The sequence below is a fragment of the Dyella sp. genome (assembly GCF_035508675.1).
Lineage (GTDB): Bacteria > Pseudomonadota > Gammaproteobacteria > Xanthomonadales > Rhodanobacteraceae > Dyella_B.
The window spans coordinates 1-17,596 of the sequence record NZ_DATJMN010000068.1 but is presented as its reverse complement, the minus strand read 5'-3'; the positions used below and the strand labels follow the sequence as shown (position 1 = coordinate 17,596).

The window sequence follows — 17,596 nt, the reverse complement described above, 5'->3', positions numbered from 1 at the left end:
GTATGGGATAAGAATCGACTGCATGCGAAGAGCCGTATGAATCGAGAGGTTCACGTACGGTTCTGTGAGAGGTCGCGGGGGAGGTTCCTGCGGCCTACTCGACTTGTCAACTCCACTTAGTTGGTGGTGGCCAGCGGATCGCTTGAGCGCTAACTCGGGCGATCCGCGCTTACTTCACTCATGTCGGGCGTGTCGCGGTCATCTCACTGGATGGGCACGCCCGACAGCCGCACCATCGCATAAAACATGCTTCGTCATCTGTCAGCGGCGGGTGCTTTGATGCGCTGGTGAATGCCTACGTGATGCAGGCGGTGAGACGCGACATCCATGCGACTGGACCAAGCACATTGAGGATGTCCCACTGAAAAACGGGGGATACCTCAGGCTAGAGACCTGCCGACAAGGTCTCGGCCTCCACCTTCGACATCCGCACCCGATTGATGAACAACGAGAAAGCCAGCTTGCCCGCCAAGCCATGCACGTGCTGCATCCACGGCGGCAACCAACGCGGCGCGACCAGCGCACCGGACTGGAAATAAGGTTCCAGGCTCATCACGTCGCCCAGCGTCAGCTTGCCGGCGAAGAGATAGCGCAGCAGATCCAGGCGGCGCTCCTTCAGCGCCCAGCGGAAGAAGGTGTGCACGTCGAGCAAACCGGAGAGATACACGTTGTCCTTGGCGAACGCGGAACCACCGGTCAACGGCACGCCGCGGAACACGCGCTGCGCGGAATGGAAGCTGTCGGCCACGCTTTGTCCGCAGCGGTTGAAGAAGCGGTAGACCTCTACGAAGTCCGCACCATTGAGCGCCATGTCCAGCGCAAGAATGCGCAGGCTGATGCGCTTGAGCCGCGCGATGTCGATCGCACCGGACATCAGCTCGGCGAACACTGCAAGGCCTTCCTGCGTAGCCGTGACACGCGGCGAGGTGCGTGCCAGCGAAGCCAGCACCGGTTGTTCTCGCCCGTTCAAGGCGGTGAGCGAATGCACGTAGGCTTCGTGATTGAGCAGCTGATGACGGTCGTACTGGCTGAAGCGCGTGCCGCCGCGCAGGCGGATGCGCGTGGCGCCGGCCGCCGCCTTGGCGGTGAGATCGTTGTCCACCTCCACCGCAATCACGCCCTGGCCGAAGAAACCGTCCAGCACCTTGGACAAGTCCTTGCGCAGCAACTCGGACGAGATGTTGGTGACGATATCGTCGTCCGCCATGTCCGCACCGAGTTCGTCGGACAATTCCACGAAATAGCGGGCCGCATCGAGATTGCTGTAATGGCTGCCGGTGATGGCATCGCCCGGCCGTCCATACAGCTGGATCGATGGCGCGGTGACGCCCGCGGTACCCACCGCCTCAAGCATTTCAGCCGCGATGTGCCAGGATTCGGCGGTGCGGCGCAGATACTCGCGGATCGCATCGCCGTCGCCCGCGTCCTTCTCGATCGCAATGAGTTCCTTGCGCACCTCGGAGAGATCGGGCTTGTGATAGCTCACTTCCGGCAAGGCGTATTGGCCTTTGCCGTAGGCTTCGATCATGCGGTCTTCCAGCGATGCCGGCCAGCTTACGGTCGACAGGATGTTGATGCCCTTCACTGCCGCCAGCAGACGTTTGTCGAGTACGGCATACGCTTCCAGCTCAGTCGGCATGGTTTTCTCGACCGGCGTACTCACCATCCCTCCCGCTCACGCGAACCTTTGGCGCCATGCGGCTTGGTTGCCGGGCGTCCGCCGCGCTGGCGGCGCAGGCGCGATTCGAGCAAGGTCGCTTGTTCTTCGCGCTCGTCGCGCAGCTTCAAGTAGTTGCGCCAGCGCTCGGGCGTCAGCTCGCCATCATGCAGGGCCTCCTGGATGGCGCAGCCTGGCTCGCTGCCGTGGCCGCAATCGGCAAAGCGGCAGTTTTCGGCCAGGGCCTCGATGTCGGCGAACAGGTCGAGGTTTTCCTCGCCGGTCAGCTTGAGTTCGCGCATCCCCGGCGTATCGATCAGGCAGCCCCCGCTTGGCAACTGCAGCAAGGCTCGGTACGTAGTGGTATGGCGTCCGCGGCTGTCGTGGCTGCGCACGTCGCCGATGGCCATGTGCTGGCTGCCCAGCAAGGTATTGGTGAGGGTGGATTTGCCGGCGCCCGACGACCCCACCAGCACCGCGCTGTCGCCCGGCTTGAGGTAAGCGGTGAGCACCGCTGCACTAGCCGGGTCCTTGCCGTTGATGGCGTGGATCGGCGTGCCTTCCGGCAAGCGCCCTTTCAACGCCGCGATGCGGTCTTGCGCGCCGTCGGCGAGATCCGGCTTGCTAAGCACCACCACCGGCTGCGCGCCGGAACCTTCCACCAGCGAGAGATAGCGTTCGATACGCGCGGGATTGAAATCCCCATCCAGGCCGGTCAACACCAGCACGTAGTCGATATTGGTGGCGATCACCTGCCGCTCGTAGCGCTCCCCGGCCGCGGCCCGCGTGAGCACGGTGCGGCGAGGCTGCACCACCTGGATGTGCGGCGGCTTGCCCGGTTCGATTTCCACAAAGTCGCCCACGGCCGGGCGTTCGGCCGGATCCAATCCGCGCTTGAGGAAATGGCCGGCCGGTTGGGCGCTGAAAGCCTGTTCGCCATCATGCAACTCATAGCCGGCACGGTGCTGCGCCACCACGCGCGCCAGCCGCCGCCCCTCGCCCGGCAGGTCCTGGCCTCGCCAGCCGATGTGGCGGAGCCGTTCAATGGTCTGCGCGTCGGTCATGGGATGGGATTATGCCCATCTTCGAAGGGTCTCGGGACGTGGGAACGCCCCGACGTGCATATGGCGCATCGTGCAAAGCCGTTGCCGCTTTTTGCCACATCCTCGCCCCACGGCGCCCGAACACGCTGCTAGGATCGTGAAACCGGCGCCAAGCCGGCTTTCCCATTCCGTCAAAGGACGTTAGACCGTTGTCCCCGATCAAGCCCAGCGCGCACCTGGCCGAAGTGCGCTACGAAATCCGCGGCGCATTGACCCGTCGTGCGCGCGAACTGGAAGCGGCGGGAACGCCGATCATCAAGCTCAATATCGGCAATCCGGCCCGCTATGGTTTTTCGGTGCCGGCGCATTTGCGCGAAGCCATCGCCGCGCATCTGCATGAAAGCGAAGCCTACGGTCACGAACAGGGCCTGGAAGAAGCACGCGAAGCGATCGCCGCGCAGCAACGCGCCCGTGGCGCGCGGCATGTGCAGGTAGAGCGCATTTTCATCGGCAACGGCGTCAGCGAACTGATCGACCTGAGCCTGCGCGCCCTGCTGCAGCCAGGCGATGAAGTGCTGCTGCCCAGCCCGGACTATCCGCTGTGGAGCGCCGCCACCATCCTCAATGGCGGCGTGCCGCGCTATTACCGCTGCCTCGCCGAGCACCGGCACATGCCGGATCCGGACGAGATGGAAGCGCTGATCACCCCGCGCACGCGTGCGCTGGTGCTGGTCAATCCGAACAATCCGACCGGCGCCGTGTATCCACGCGCCCTGCTGGAACAGATCGTGGACATCGCCGCACGGCATCGGCTGCTGCTGCTGTGCGATGAGATCTACGACCAGATTCTCTACGACGGCACGCCGTTCCAGCCGCTGGCCGAGGTAGCCGGCAACCACCCGTGCCTCAGCTTCGGCGGCCTCAGCAAGGTGCATCGCGCCTGCGGTTACCGCGTCGGCTGGCTGAGCCTTTCCGGCGATCCGGCGCGCACGCACGAGTACCGCGATGCGCTGCAGCTGCTGGCCGCCTTGCGCCTGTGCGCCAACGTCACCGCGCAATGGGCAGTGATTCCCGCCTTGCAGGACGCGCCCACCATCCATGCCCTCACTGCGCCAAGCGGCCGCCTGTACCAGGCGCGGCAGGCGGTGCTGGACGGTGTCGCATCCAGCCGGTTCCTGGATGTGGTCGCGCCCGAAGGCGCGATCTACGCCTTCCCGCGCATCCGCAGCGACGCGATCGCCGATTTCGACGACAACGCCTTCGCCCTGCGTCTGCTGGAAGAGGAATCCGTGCTGATCGTGCCCGGCACCAGCTTCAACGTGCCCAACAGCCGGCACATGCGCCTGACCCTGTTGCCGGAGCCAGCGCAATTGCACGAAGTATTCGTGCGCATGGAGCACGTGCTGGAACGCATGGCCGCGGAAGAATCACCGCGCGCCGCCGCGGTGGCTGCGCGCTGACCGATGCCCTTGCGCTACCTCGCCCTGGGCGACTCCTACACCATCGGCGAGGACGTGCCTGCCCAGGCACGTTGGCCGGTGCAGTTGGTCGAAAAACTGCGCAAGCAGGGCATCGCCATCGATGATCCACAGATCATCGCGGTGACCGGCTGGACCACCGACGAACTGTCCGTCGGCATGGACCAAGCCGCGCTCGCGCCCGAATACGATCTGGTTACCCTGCTGATCGGCGTGAACAATCAATACCGTGGACGCTCGGCACAAGACTATCGAGAACAGTTCCGTGCCCTGCTGCTGCGTGCCGTAACCCTGGCCGGCCGACGCGCTGCCCGTGTGGTGGTGGTTTCGATTCCCGACTGGGGTGTCACGCCGTTCGGCTACGCCAGCGGGCGCGACGTGCGGCAGATTGCGCACGAGCTGGATCAGTTCAACGCGCTGGCGCGGGAAGAAGCCGAGCATGCCGGCGCGCCGTTCGTAAACATCACCGGCATCTCGCGCGAGCATGCTGGACTGGTCGCCTCCGATGGCCTGCATCCGTCCGGGGCGCAATATGCGTTGTGGCGGGATGCCATCGCGCAGGCCGTCACGCGCGCGTTGCAGGTCGCCTGAGACACGCGAATTACCGAACATTGTCATGTACATCATTGCCTTGTAGCGACCGGGCATGTTGGCATCTGGCCGCACGGCGGAGACGAAACGCAAGTTCTTGTACGAATTGCGCCGCAGCAATCTTTACTATTCGTTAAATTCCTGAAACAGTTGCGTCAGGAGACGCGGAGCAATAACTGGGTATGAGAAATGTCCAGGCGCGGATGCGTCGTGCCGCGCGGGTGGATGCGGCGGACATTGAGTTATCGCTACGGCGCTCTCCTATGTTCATCTATTCGGGGAGTCAACATGCAAGCTCATTACAATCGCTTGTCCATTGCGGTACGTCTGGCGCTGTCGGTCGGCCTTGCTTCGTCAGCAGCCATCGTCCAAGCGCAGGACACTGGGACGCAACAGAACGCGTCATCACCATCGAACACGCAGAACAGCGGCTCTGCATCGCAGCCGTCCAAAACCAAGACGCTGCAAGCGGTAACCGTGACCGGCTCGCTGATCCGCCGCGTCGATACCGAAACCGCAAGCCCCGTAGTCACGCTGGACCGCACTGCGCTCACCAACAACGGCAGCCCCGTCCTCGGCGACGTGCTGCAACAATTGCCCAGCGTTTCGGGCACCGCCACCAACCCATCCAACAACAGCAACGGTGGCGGCGTCGCCAGCCCCACACTGGAAGGCGGCGACGGCGCCTCGCGCGTATCGCTGCGCGGCCTCGGGGCCAACCGCACGCTGGTACTGGTTGACGGCCAGCGCCTGGCCAATGCAGACCTCAACATGATTCCGCAGAACATGATCCAGAGCGTGGACGTGCTGGCGGAAGGCGCGTCCACCGCCTACGGTTCGGATGCGGTCGGCGGCGTGGTGAACTTCCATCTGCGCAAGGATTTCAAGGGCGCCGAATTCAGCCTCAACGATGGCGTTTCCAGCCACGGCGACGGCCAGCGCCGCGGCTTCAATTTCACCGTCGGCACCAGCGGCGAAGACGGCAACATCGTAGCGGGCATCGACTGGAACAAGTACACACCGGTGCTGGCCGGCCGGCGTGGCTTCTCGGCACGCGCACTGTATCTGTCCAGTGGCGTCATCACCCCTGCAGGCTCCGGCACGATACCCACCGGACGCATCCTGATTCCGGCCGGGCTCTCGCCTGGCGGTTGCAACGTGAATGGCGCCGGCAACACTTACGTGACACTGGCCCATGGCAGCGGCAGCAGCCTGGGCGACTACCGCTGCTACGGCGGCCCCAACGACACCTTCAACTACAACGCCTACAACTACATCCAGACCGAGCAGAAGCGCGTGAACTTCTTCACGCTCGGCAATTACAACATCACACCGAACCTCACCGCGTTCATCAACGTGTTCTACAACCGCACCAATTCCGCGGGCCAGGACGCTCCCGCACCCACCAGCACGAATGACGGCTGGTACGTGACGGCGAACAATCCGATCAACCCGTTCGGCGTCACGTTCGGCACGCCGCCGGGCTACACCGGCAACAGCTACGTGATCAGCGAGCGCCTGACCGGCCTGGGTACGCGCCTGCACACCTTCGATACCGACAACCTGCAGGTCAACACCGGCTTGCGCGGCCACTTCGGCCAGAGCAGCTGGCTGTGGGATGCGAGCATCAACTACGGCTACACCAACCGCCGGCAGATCGACTACAACGAAGTGAACATCGCCGATTTCCAGGCCGTGATCAATTCGGGCGGCAACATCTTCAACCAGGCCGATCCGGCGGTCTCGGCACTGCTGAGAAACGGCGTGGATTCGCCCACCTACGTGTACACCGGCACGATGAAGCAAGTGCAGTTCAATGCCTCGGGTGAATTGTGGGATCTGCCCGCCGGCGCCATGCAGCTGTCCGCCGGTGCGCTGTACCGCTGGAACTCGATGAACTACACGGTGACGTCGGACGCCATTCTCGATCCAGGCACCGCCACCTGCGCGGTACTGGCCGAAGCCTGCGGCTCGCCCGGCCGCGGCAGTATCAGCGTGAAGGAGCTGTACACCGAAACGCTGATCCCGCTGCTGTCGGAGCAACCCGGCGCTTATGCGCTGAACCTGGATATGGGCATCCGCGCCTCCGACTACAGCACCTCTGGCACCACCACCAACAAGAAGATCGCGCTGGAATACCGGCCCATCGCCGACCTGCTGGTACGCGCCACCGCCACGCAGGTGTTCCGCTCACCCGACCTGGACGAGCTGTACGACGGCATCACCATTGCCAATCCGACCATCAACGATCCCTGCGTTGGCCTCAGCGCCGCGACCTTGGCCGCACACCCTGCGGCCTGCCAAAACGTTCCGACGAATTGGGCGGGCAATCCCACTCCGCAGATCACTGGCTACTATTCGGGCGGCAAGCCGGCCGGCGTCAGTCTGCGGCCCGAGCACGGCATGTCCTACGATCTCGGCCTGGTGTATTCGCCGAGCTGGTTGGAGGGTTTCTCTTCCACCGTGGACGTGTGGCGCATCAACCTGCATGACTTGCTGACGCCGCTGGCCGCGCAAACCGTGCTCAATGCGTGCTATGCCAATGACAGCAGCCCGTACTGCTCGTTCATTCATCGCTATCCCAGCAACAACGCTCTGGCCGGCGCGATTTACTTCATGAACACGCCGGAAGTGAATCTGGGCAACCTGAGCACCAGCGGCGTGGATTTCAGCGCCAGCTATGCGATTCCGCACTTCGACCTGGGCAGCTTCAACCCCGGCAATTTCAAGGTGGGCCTGAACTCGACGTACACCGGCACGTTCTACAACGACGCCACGCCGGGACAGCCGGGCGCCCAGACCGTCAATTATGCCGGTACGTATACGCAGCAGTTCGGCAACATCGCTCGCTGGCGCGGCACGCTCACGCTCAACTGGTCGCTGGGCAACTGGAGTGCGCAGTGGCAGACACGCTACATCCATCACCTGACCAACCTCAACGCCGATGCGGTCATTGCCGGCGTCAACGTACCGATGGCGTCGATCCTGTACCACTCGGCACAAATCGCCTACAACGTGCCGGCGATCAAGACCCGCTTCGAATTCGGCGTGGACAACATCACCGACAAGGCGCCACCGCTGATCTACCAGAACGGCCTGAACTACAACGTAGATACGGCCACCTACGATGTCCTGGGCCGCTACTACTGGGCGCGCGCGACGGTGAAGTTCTAAAGCTGGAAGAAGTACTTCGTGCCATGATCTGCTCCCTCCCCTGCAACGGGGAGGGAGCAACGCATCAAGCGGAGGCGCGATAGGTGGATGCATCGAAAGCTCAGAATTTGCTTGCCGCCTTCCAGCAAGGCGATATGGCCCGCGTGCTGGCCTTGAGCGAAGCGCCACTGGATGATGAAACGACCATGCTGCTACGCGCGCTGGCATTGCGCGCCACCGGCCGCCTGCACGAAGCCCTGCCGCTGTTCACGCGATTGACAGAACGGCAGCCGCGCACCTTCGAATACTGGAACAACTTGGGCCTGGCCGCGCGCGAAGCCGGCGATACGCAAACCGCCGAGCGAGCCTTGCAGCGCGCCCTCACGCTCGCCTCCCATCAGGCTGACGTGCACTACAACCTCGGCTTGCTTTACCTGCAACAACAGCGCTGGCTGGCCGCGCGCGAATCCTTGCTGGAAGCCGTACGGCTCGCACCCGATTTCATCGAGGCACGCCTGCAGGCGGCGCACGCCTGCCATGTTTGCGGCGACAACACTGGCGAAGAAACGATGCTGGAAAATGCCGCCAACTGGCCGCCCCAACCGGCGGAACAAGCATTGACCCTGGCCAGCATGCTATCCACGCTGGGACAACAGGATGCAGCCATCCGCGCCCTGCAAACCGCGATACTGCCCGCTGACGATACGGCGCAGCTCATGCGCCAGCGCATCACGGCCTTGTGCGCGGCGCTGTACGAACGCGCCAATCGACTCGATCTCGCCGACGTCGAATTGGCCACGCTGCCCCCGGACGTGCCTGCCGAGCATGCGCAACTGTCCTGCGCTATCGGATTGGCGCATGCCGCCGTCGCTGCGCGGCGCGGGGATGCCGCACACGCTGCCGAGCGCTACGAGCGGATCCTGGCAATGAGCGCGGATGCCGACGTGCTCGCCCAGGCAGCGTTCGGCCTCGCTGCCGCACGCGACAAGCAGGCGCGCCATCACGATGCCTGGCTGGCATTGCAGCATGCACACGATGCGCAGCTGCGCATCGCACGCACCATCGTGCCCGAGCTCATGGCCGACGACAGCCAGCCGCTGGCCATGGCCGATCTGTGTGTCAGCCGCATCGAGCGCGATCGCTGGACAGCCTTGAAACCGCCCCGCAGCGAACAAAGTCCGGTTTTCGTAGTGGGCTTCCCACGCTCCGGCACCACCCTGCTGGAACAGATGCTGGATGCACATCCGGATTTCTGCGCGATGGACGAGCGCGCCTTCATGTATGAGCTCACCGAACGCATGGGCCTGGCCGGACAGCCGTATCCATCCGCACTGGCCGGTATCAGCCAAACGGACGCCGACCAACTGCGCGCCGTCTACGCCGGCATGGTGCGCAAGGTGGTTCCCGCTCTGGGCACACACCGACTGGTGGACAAGAATCCGCTCAACATGCTGTGCCTGCCGATGATCATGCGGCTGTTCCCGGAAGCGCGCATCGTTCTATGCCTGCGCCATCCCTGCGACGTGCTGCTGAGTTGCTACATGCAATCCTTCCGCTCGCCCGCCTTCATGGTGATGTGCAGCTCGCTGCAACGGCTGGCGCGCGGTTACGTGCGCGCCTTCGAACACTGGTTCGACCAGATGGAAGTGTTTGCGCCGCGCGTGCTGGAATGGCGCTACGAATCGGTGGTGAACCGCTTCGACGAGCATGTGCTGAAACTTGGCCATTTTCTCGAACTCGACGATCCCGCGCCGCTGGCGGACTTCGCCGAGCATGCGCGCAGCAAGCGCTACATCAGCACGCCCAGTTATGCGCAGGTAACGCAGGGCATCCACAACCGCGCGGTACACCGCTGGCAGGCTTACTGGGAGATGTTCGAGCCGGTGTTGCCGGTATTGGAGCCGGTGATGGCGCGGCTAGGCTATGCGGCATCGTTGTCTGCGTAGGCTCGCGCCGAAGCCATTTCAGAACGAATGGTCTTTCCGGCGAACGCCGGACGGACGAGTGTTGTATCGCTGGTGTCTGAAACATCCTTAAGGGCACTTCTATAAATTGCCCTCATAGCGAAGCGGGCATCTGGATCATCGCGGAAAGCTGTTCTCTCCCCTGCGAAGTAGAGCCTGCCCCGGACTTGATCCGGGGGGAGGGAGTGCATCGTGGCGAGTATCAAGTTGTACCGACTTGTCACGCTGCTGGACGAGTAGCGGGCAATTTATAGAAGTGCCCTTAAGCTAGCGCCATCGGCTCAAACCAGCGCCTAGGCCACGCTATCCTCGTTGAAGTCCCCAATCGCCTCGATCAACGCAGTCACCCCCGTACGTTCCGCTTCAGTGAGATCGGGGTTCCAGCTATCCAGAATCAGCACCGCACGCGTTTCATTGCTGCGGTTCCACGCTTCATGCTCGAACGTATCGTCGAATGTCATGCAGCGCCCTTCTTGCCAAGCGCGTGTTTCGCCGCCCACGCGCAACGCGCAATCGGGCGGCACGATCAGCGGCAGATGCGTCACCAGGCGCACATTGGTCACGCCGGTGTGCGGCAGGATGTGGGTGCCGGGGCTGAGCACGGAGAACAATGTTTCCGGTGCGTGATCGCGGATGCGGGTCAGCGGAAGGCTATCCAGCAACGCCGCGGTGCGCGGGCACGCTGCGGCATGCGTGTCGTAACGCTCGCCGTGACGGTAGAAGAAATACGCGTCCCACGCGGCAGGCTGCGCTCCTGACGATTGCAACATCGACGGCTGTCCCGGCGGTGGCGGACCGAGGAAGGCTTCCAGACTTTGCTCCCGTGCAAGCACGCTGCGCAGTTCCTCGCGCATCCAGTCCGTGGCGGCCTCCAAGGCGTCATGCCAGGGAAACCGTTCGCGCGGGTAATACGGCTGACTGGGAATGCCAGGGAAATAGAGGAATTTCGGCCGTTGGCGCGGATCGGGCGTCTGCACCTGGCGCTCGCCCAGGTAAGCGTGCAGGCAATGCTCGACCCGCCGCATCTCGTCCACACCGTAGCGCTGCTGCAAGGGTTCCAGCACACGGTGAAACCACGCCAGCCGGCCGCTATCGACGTAGCGCATGGCGTGCTTCACGGCCTCGCGCAACCCTGGCGCGGTGGTTTCGTCACTGAGCCAACGGCCCTGGTCTTGTGCCTTGCGCACGGCGCCGAAATACGCCGTCAATGCAGCGTGCGGCTGACCCAGGCGTTCCAGCGCCATGCCCAGCCGCAAGCGCTCCACGAACAGGTATGGCGCCTGCCGCACGGCTTGCTGCAGCGCCTGAGCGGCAGCGGAAAAATCGCCTGCAGCCAGTCGTGCGGCGCCAAGTACCTGCAAGGCCTCCAGGTCATCCGGCGACTCCTCCAGCACCTGCCAAAACAGCTGCCCGGCCTGCTGCAGATCGCCGCGTTGCAGGCAGGCATGCGCTTGCTCGCGCCATTGTGCGCGTTGCGTGTCGGCGGGTGTATTCATGGTTGTCTCCCCTTCCCCGCCTGTTTATCGCACATCGCCGCTGCCGGAAAAAATAGCCACGGCAACCTCTTTGCAACCTTTTCGCCATCGCACGGTGACGTTCCGGCACCAGACTGTGCTCCCGGCAACCTACCGGGGAGTTGTGCCATGGCCATCCTTCGCTGCCGAAGCGCCTTCATTTCCGACGTCCACCTGGGTACACCGGACTGCAAAGCAGCCTACCTGCTGGATTTCCTGCGCCACCTGCAATGCCAGCAGCTGTATCTGGTGGGCGACATCATCGATCTGGAATCCCTGAGCCGCCGCCGCTGGTGGCATCCGGACCACGGTACCGTGATCGCCGAAGTGCTGGATATGGCACGCCGCGGGATCGAGGTCATCTACATACCCGGCAATCACGACTGCGCGTTGCGTGGCCTGGTGGGACAGTCCATCTGCGGCGTGCGCATTGAATTGGACGCCATCCACGTCGGCGCCGACGGCCGGCGCTACCGCGTGAGCCACGGCGACGAATACGATCCCGAGCAAATCGGCCGTAGCTGGATGCTGCACCTGGGCGAAGCGATGCATCGCTTCGTCTGCTGGGGCAATCGCCGCGTCAACGCATGGCGCCGCCGCATGGCGATGCCCTATCTGCCGCTGTCGATCATCGTGAAATCGCACATCGGCAAGGCGCTGGCCTACATCCGCGCCTACGAGGAACGCGTCGCCGCCGGCGCGCGCGAACACGGGGTGGACGGCCATATCTGCGGCCATATTCATTTCGGCCAGGTGCGCACGATCGATGGCGTGGTCTACCTCAACGACGGCGACTGGGTGGAACACTGCACCGCGCTGATCGAGGACGAACACGGTGCGATGGAACTGATCCACTGGAGCGAGCAGCCCACCGCACTGGGCCACGCCAGCCGCGAACAGGTGCAGCCCTCGCCCATGGCCGCGCTGGCACTGGCCCCGCTCGCCCGGCGCAAAAAGCTCGAAGAAGTCGAACTGCCATCCGCGGCTTGAGCCGGCCGGCGAGATGCGCCGGCGGCCTTGATCCCGGCCACGCCGCCAGCATATCGAAGGGCTACAATTGGCCCCTTCTCTGCTGGAGTCCCCGCCCCCATGTCGCTTGAATCCGCCACCCGCGAACGCATCGAAACCCTGCTCAAAGACCACCGCGTGGTGCTGTTCATGAAGGGCACCCGCTACCAGCCGATGTGCGGCTTCTCCGCCGCCGCCACCAACACGCTCAACGAGCTGCTGCCGGATTACCACACCGTCAACGTGCTGGAAGATCAGGAAATCCGTGAAGGCATCAAGGCGTTCGGCAACTGGCCGACCATTCCGCAACTCTACGTGGATGGCGAACTGGTCGGCGGTGCCGACATCATTCGCCAGATGTATGGCAGCGGCGAACTGCATCAGTTGTTCGGTGTTTCGGCGCCGGATCGCACGCCGCCGGAAATCACCATCACCGACAAGGCTGCCGACGCCATTCGCTCCGGTACGGCCAACGCGCAGGGCATGGCGTTGCATCTGGAGATCGGCCCGGACCATAGCGCCGGCTTCCAGCTCGCGCCCGCCAGCGAGCACGACATCGTCGTCACCGCCAACGGCATCGAAGTGCACTTCGACCCGGCCAGTGCGCAGCGCGCCAAGGGTATCGTGATCGATTGGGTTTCCACCATGCAGGGCGAAGGCCTGAGCCTGAAGTTTCCCGGCGCCGCTGGCGGCGTGCAGTCGATGAGCGTGCAGGAACTGAAAACGCGCCTCGCCGCCGGCAACATCACCCTGATCGACACGCGTCCCGCACAGGGCCGCGCCCTCGCCAAGCCGCTGCCGCAAGCGCGCATCCTGGAAGAAGAAGGCCACGCCGCACTCGCCAACCTGCCCAAGGACACGCCGATCGCCTTCATGTGCCACCACGGCATCTCCAGCCGCGGCGTCGCCGAGCAGTTCGCGGCGCATGGTTTCACGCAGGTGTACAGCGTGGATGGCGGCATCGACGCGTGGGCGGCGGAGATTGATTCGAGCGTGCCGCGCTACTGATCGCGGCGCGCCTATGCATCTATGCACATACGGGGCTTCGGCCCCGTATTTTTTTGCCTACCGGCGAAACGAAGCGCTCCCACTTTGTGCGCGGCTTTCGTCAGATTTCCGCCCACATGCGGATCAGGTTCGCGCGGGACTTGCTGATCAGGTCGAACGTTGGACTTTTGCCTTCGCGCTTGAAAGTCACATGCTTGGCATTTTCCAAGTCCCACAATATCTCCCGTTGCGCAGGATCGCGTATCTGGCTTTGTACCCAGATGATTGCAGCATCACGCACACCACGAGTGACCGGTGTTACGTGGTGCAAAGTATTGGCGGGATAGGCAATCGCAGCGCCCGCCTCCAGCTTGAACTGGCTGCCGATGCCGTTCATGAATACGGTCAACTCGCCGCCGTCGTAGCTTCGCGGGTCGGACAGAAAAAGAGTGATGGCAATATCGCTACGGATGGCGCTGGTCATGCTGCCCATGACGGGCGTATCCACGTGCGGGCCGTATTCCATGCCTTGTCCGTACCGATTGAACAATACCGGCGTTGCCGCCGCCGGCAGCAACGCCGCCTGCAATTCGCCGCTGCGCATGAAGGCCTCTCGCACGATGCGCGCAATCTGCTCATATTCGGGTGTACCAGTCGTCACCTGTAAATTCCGCTTTACTTCGCGCGCGGACCAGCCAGCCGTACTGGCTCCGTCAACAAAAGGAGTACTCGCCAGTCTGGACTGGATGGCTGCCAGCTCATCGGGATTGAGAACCGCTGAAACACAATGAATCAAGGCAGTAACCCTTTATTGAGGTTGCATGACGCCATCCATCGTAATCGCACGCACCGTGAAGCGGAACAGCTGCCCTGCGCAGCCGTTCTTTACCCCGCAGAACATGCAAAACTAGGCCCCGGCTCCCGGTTCTGAAACCATCCGCACCAGGCAATCATGTCGTCTTCTTCCCTCTCTCCTGCAGCTCGCCAGTGGCTGAGCGAAGCCGGCAAGGCGTTATCCCAAGGGCGCGCCGACTTGGCCGAACAACCCTTGAAGCGCGTACTGGCCGAAGCACCCGGCTTTGCCAATGCGCAGTTCCTGTACGGCATTGCCTGCCAGATGCTCGGCGACAGTCGCACCGCCGCCGAGTACTTGCGTAAAGCCGCGCAGCAACGGCCGAATGACCCAAACATCCTCACCAATCTCGGGGGCGCCCTCTACGATGCTGGCGCGATCCAGGAATCGTTCGTCTACCTGCATCGCGCGACGGAACTGGCTCCAGCGCAAGCATCCAACTGGTACAACCTTGGCAAAGCGCTGAAATTGCACTGGCAACTGGACCCGGCCGAAGAGGCGTTGCGACGCGCGCTCGCACTCGACGAAAGGCATATCAGTGCGCGCACCACGCTTGCCGATATTTTTACCATACGCGGCGATATCAACCTTGCGATTGCGGAATATCGCAACGTGCTGACCATCCAACCTGATAACGCGCTGGCCTGGCATGGATTGGCCAACCTGAAAACCGAATCGCTCAGTCTGGCGGATGCAGGGCAGATCCAACGCATTCTGCAAAACCAGCAGCTTGCGCCTGATGCACGCGTGCTACTCGGATTCAGTCTGTATAGGGCTCTTGAGGACCAGCGTGACTACAGTGGTGCCTTTCAAGCCTTGCGCGAGGCCAATGCACTCAAGCGCAAGCTGGTCCAATGGGACGCACTTGCCGAGCATGCTCATGTTGACGCCATCGCGGAGGCTTTTTGCAAACCGCTGCCGGCGCCGCTCGATCCGACCCTCGGACGCGAGGCGATTTTCATCGCCAGCCTTCCTCGCTCCGGTTCGACATTGGTGGAACACATTCTCGCTTCACACCCGCTGGTGGAAGGCGCTAACGAGATCAGCGACCTCTCGCAGGTGCTCGACGACGAATCCGAACAGCGCGGCAAAGGTTTTCCGCATTGGGTAGCCGACGCTACGGCGGACGATTGGGCGCGGCTGGGCAGTAACTATCTTGCCCGCACCGCCCGCTGGCGCACCCGGCGCCCCTATTTCACCGACAAGGGATTGCAGAACTGGCAGTCGATCGGCGCCATCCGCGCCATGCTGCCGGGCGCCAAAATCATTAACTGCCATCGCGATCCGGTGGAAACTTGTTTTGCCTGCTATCGCCAGCTGTTCAGCGAAGGCATCCACTTCAGCTACGACCTGGAAGATCTCGCCCGTTATTACAACGACTATCAAAAACTCAGCGGCCATTGGCAAAAGCATTACCCTGGCAAGGTATTTGATCTTGCCTACGAGAAGCTGGTGCAGGAACCCGAAGCGCAGATTCGGCTACTGCTCGCCTTCTGCCAGCTGCCCTTCGATGCGGCGTGCCTCTCCCCGCATCAGACGCAACGCGATGTGCACAGCACCGCGAGCGCGGCGCAGGTGCGCCAGCCCATACGCGGCGATACTGCACGAAGTCCACATTACCGGGACTTTCTGGCGCCGTTGACGCAGCGTCTCGATCATTGAAACGAAGAAGGCCGCCGGTTGCCCGGCGGCCTTCTTGTTTCTTCGATCCACCGCGCCTTCCGTAGCGACAGTGCATCGTCTTTCGCGATTACCAATCGTACTTCACGCTGAAATCCATATAGCGCGGCATTTCCGTCGACTGCGCGGTGTGATAGACCGGACTCCAGTAACCCGTACCCTGGTTGCCACCATTCGCGCCTGGGCCAATACCAATGGCGTATTCGGTGTAGTAAAGGGTTGCGACCTGTTCGTTGAACACGTTGTGGATTTCCCACTGCATGGTGAGATGTTTGTGGGCCCACTGCGGCGTGTACGTCAACGCCAGGTTGAGCTGATGCGTCCATGGCGTATGGCCGCTGTCGCCCGGAGGAGAAGGTTGGCCGCCAGAACCCACTAAGACGTACTGACCGGGATTTCCATCTGCAGGTGGAATATATTGGACGATCGTTCCATTGTTGGCTGGCGTACCACCGCAGAAGTGCTGATACGGGCCGGTATACAAGCTCGGACTGATCTCGCTGCCATAACCGCTCAAGCAGACATTCGGCGCACCGGACTGGATGATATATGTGCCGCTGACCATCCATTCCGGGCTAATGGCATAGGAGCCAAACGCCTTCAAGGTGTGGCGATGGCTGTTGGCCTGCTCACCGTTGGCGTATTGCATCAGGTCAGGGAAGTCCCACTGGGCCGTGGTCGAGCCGGACGCAGCGTTGATGCGTTGGTTCGTGATCTGTCCGATCGGGGTATCAGTGGGGCCTTCGGTGCTGCCGTACGACTTGGAGAACACGTAGTCGACCTTGGCATACCACTTGCCGTCCCAGCTGTGTTCCAGATAGCTCTCCAGCGCGTAGTATTTACGCGACGGTACCGGCATGGAACAGTTCGGTGATGTACCACCTGGGCCACCACAGACAAGACCTGCACCCGTGTTCGGATCCCAGATGGCATAACCGTCTGCTTGTGGGATGTAGTTGGTTTTGCCCGGATTGACCAACCCCGGAATGATGTTGCCTTCATAGAGAACGTCGGTATCGTCGACCAGATTACCCGCCTTCTCCCAGGTCGCCTGCTCGCCCCATACCAGGCCGGTATCGGCGAGCGTCTTTTGGAAGCCCAGTACGTATTCGTCCTGGTACTGCGGCTTGAGGTTGGTCGAGGCGTAGTCCTTGATATTGCCTTGGGCACCGCCATTCTCGCCGTCCGACGAGAAGAAGCCTGGCACCGGGCCACCAGTGTTGGCGACGGGCACCACACTCAAGCCAGTCGGCTGGCCGTTGGACGTGATGCCTGTGTAGGTATAGACGACGGAACCGTTGATCGAGCCGAATTGCGGGTTACGCCCGGCCAGACCCGCCGGCAATGCCAGATAGTAGCGGCCGGCGTTACCGAAAACCTTGAACGTGCTGTCGCCAAACACATCCCAGCTGGCGCCGATGCGCGGCGCCCACTGCGGGCTGTTTTCCTTCACATAGGCTTCGCCACCGGGGCCGGTGTTTACGAACTGATCGTTGCGCAAACCGAGATCGAGCAGCAAGTTGGGCAGGACCTGCCAGCGGTCTTCGATGTACTGCGCCTTTTCGCGCGAAGCAATCGACACGTCCGTCTGCGTGATGGATTGCTGAACGTAGTTGCCCGTAATGTTGCCCGCACCATTGAGGAACGGCGCAGCAGAAATACTCGATG

At 62.6% G+C, this 17,596-nt stretch carries 11 protein-coding genes and 1 pseudogene; 7 read left to right on the top strand and 5 right to left on the bottom strand.

The window, feature by feature from the left end:
• Positions 1–385: 385 nt before the first annotated feature.
• Positions 386–1,639 carry a flavohemoglobin expression-modulating QEGLA motif protein gene (locus tag VMA74_RS04135; RefSeq protein ID WP_325365089.1) on the bottom strand — a complete coding sequence of 418 codons (1,254 nt, stop codon included), beginning with the start codon at positions 1,637–1,639 and terminating at the stop codon, positions 386–388.
• A 20-nt stretch (positions 1,640–1,659) separates the two neighbouring features.
• Positions 1,660–2,721, bottom strand: coding sequence for a ribosome small subunit-dependent GTPase A (rsgA, locus tag VMA74_RS04130; protein ID WP_325365087.1), 1,062 nt, complete (start codon positions 2,719–2,721; stop codon positions 1,660–1,662).
• Positions 2,722–2,909: 188 nt separating this feature from the next.
• Between rsgA and VMA74_RS04125 the strand changes: the two genes are divergently transcribed.
• From VMA74_RS04125 to VMA74_RS04110, 4 genes are all read left to right on the top strand, one after another.
• Positions 2,910–4,160 (top strand): aminotransferase class I/II-fold pyridoxal phosphate-dependent enzyme, encoded by a 1,251-nt coding sequence (locus VMA74_RS04125; protein WP_325365085.1) that lies wholly within the window; start codon positions 2,910–2,912, stop codon positions 4,158–4,160.
• Between the two features lie 3 nt (positions 4,161–4,163).
• A complete protein-coding gene (locus VMA74_RS04120) occupies positions 4,164–4,769 on the top strand; it encodes an SGNH/GDSL hydrolase family protein (RefSeq protein ID WP_325365083.1) in 606 nt (201 codons plus the stop codon).
• A 288-nt stretch (positions 4,770–5,057) separates the two neighbouring features.
• The gene (locus VMA74_RS04115; protein WP_325365081.1) at positions 5,058–7,943 is read left to right on the top strand and encodes a TonB-dependent receptor domain-containing protein; all 2,886 of its coding nucleotides are present in this window, start codon (positions 5,058–5,060) and stop codon (positions 7,941–7,943) included.
• Positions 7,944–8,026: 83 nt separating this feature from the next.
• The gene (locus VMA74_RS04110; RefSeq protein WP_325365079.1) at positions 8,027–9,868 is read left to right on the top strand and encodes a tetratricopeptide repeat-containing sulfotransferase family protein; all 1,842 of its coding nucleotides are present in this window, start codon (positions 8,027–8,029) and stop codon (positions 9,866–9,868) included.
• A gap of 311 nt (positions 9,869–10,179) precedes the next feature.
• Here the strand turns inward: VMA74_RS04110 and VMA74_RS04105 are convergent, their stop codons facing one another.
• Entirely contained in the window at positions 10,180–11,382 is a 1,203-nt protein-coding gene (locus VMA74_RS04105; RefSeq protein ID WP_325365077.1) for an aspartyl/asparaginyl beta-hydroxylase domain-containing protein, read from the bottom strand.
• A 147-nt stretch (positions 11,383–11,529) separates the two neighbouring features.
• Between VMA74_RS04105 and VMA74_RS04100 the strand changes: the two genes are divergently transcribed.
• Both VMA74_RS04100 and grxD read left to right on the top strand, forming a co-directional pair.
• Positions 11,530–12,390 (top strand): UDP-2,3-diacylglucosamine diphosphatase, encoded by an 861-nt coding sequence (locus VMA74_RS04100; RefSeq protein ID WP_325365075.1) that lies wholly within the window; start codon positions 11,530–11,532, stop codon positions 12,388–12,390.
• 99 nt (positions 12,391–12,489) lie between these two features.
• The gene (gene grxD, locus VMA74_RS04095) at positions 12,490–13,416 is read left to right on the top strand and encodes a Grx4 family monothiol glutaredoxin (protein ID WP_325365073.1); all 927 of its coding nucleotides are present in this window, start codon (positions 12,490–12,492) and stop codon (positions 13,414–13,416) included.
• A gap of 100 nt (positions 13,417–13,516) precedes the next feature.
• On the opposite strand, the gene VMA74_RS04090 is transcribed toward grxD, so the two are convergent.
• On the bottom strand, positions 13,517–14,191 hold the full coding sequence (locus VMA74_RS04090) for a Fe2+-dependent dioxygenase (RefSeq protein ID WP_325365071.1): 675 nt from the start codon (positions 14,189–14,191) through the stop codon (positions 13,517–13,519).
• A 156-nt stretch (positions 14,192–14,347) separates the two neighbouring features.
• Between VMA74_RS04090 and VMA74_RS04085 the strand changes: the two genes are divergently transcribed.
• Entirely contained in the window at positions 14,348–15,910 is a 1,563-nt protein-coding gene (locus VMA74_RS04085; RefSeq protein WP_325365069.1) for a tetratricopeptide repeat-containing sulfotransferase family protein, read from the top strand.
• Between the two features lie 88 nt (positions 15,911–15,998).
• On the opposite strand, the pseudogene VMA74_RS04080 reads toward VMA74_RS04085, so the two are convergent.
• A pseudogene (locus tag VMA74_RS04080) lies at positions 15,999–17,596 on the bottom strand (hypothetical protein); the annotation flags it as partial.

Bases quoted from the DNA above. Each gene is read 5' to 3' on its own strand.
- VMA74_RS04105 (WP_325365077.1), bottom strand. From the start codon at position 11,382: ATGAATACACCCGCCGACACGCAACGCGCACAATGGCGCGAGCAAGCG.
- VMA74_RS04120 (WP_325365083.1), top strand. From the start codon at position 4,164: ATGCCCTTGCGCTACCTCGCCCTGGGCGACTCCTACACCATCGGCGAG.
- VMA74_RS04115 (WP_325365081.1), top strand. From the start codon at position 5,058: ATGCAAGCTCATTACAATCGCTTGTCCATTGCGGTACGTCTGGCGCTG.
- VMA74_RS04100 (WP_325365075.1), top strand. From the start codon at position 11,530: ATGGCCATCCTTCGCTGCCGAAGCGCCTTCATTTCCGACGTCCACCTG.
- VMA74_RS04135 (WP_325365089.1), bottom strand. From the start codon at position 1,639: ATGCCGACTGAGCTGGAAGCGTATGCCGTACTCGACAAACGTCTGCTG.
- grxD (WP_325365073.1), top strand. From the start codon at position 12,490: ATGTCGCTTGAATCCGCCACCCGCGAACGCATCGAAACCCTGCTCAAA.
- VMA74_RS04085 (WP_325365069.1), top strand. From the start codon at position 14,348: ATGTCGTCTTCTTCCCTCTCTCCTGCAGCTCGCCAGTGGCTGAGCGAA.
- rsgA (WP_325365087.1), bottom strand. From the start codon at position 2,721: ATGACCGACGCGCAGACCATTGAACGGCTCCGCCACATCGGCTGGCGA.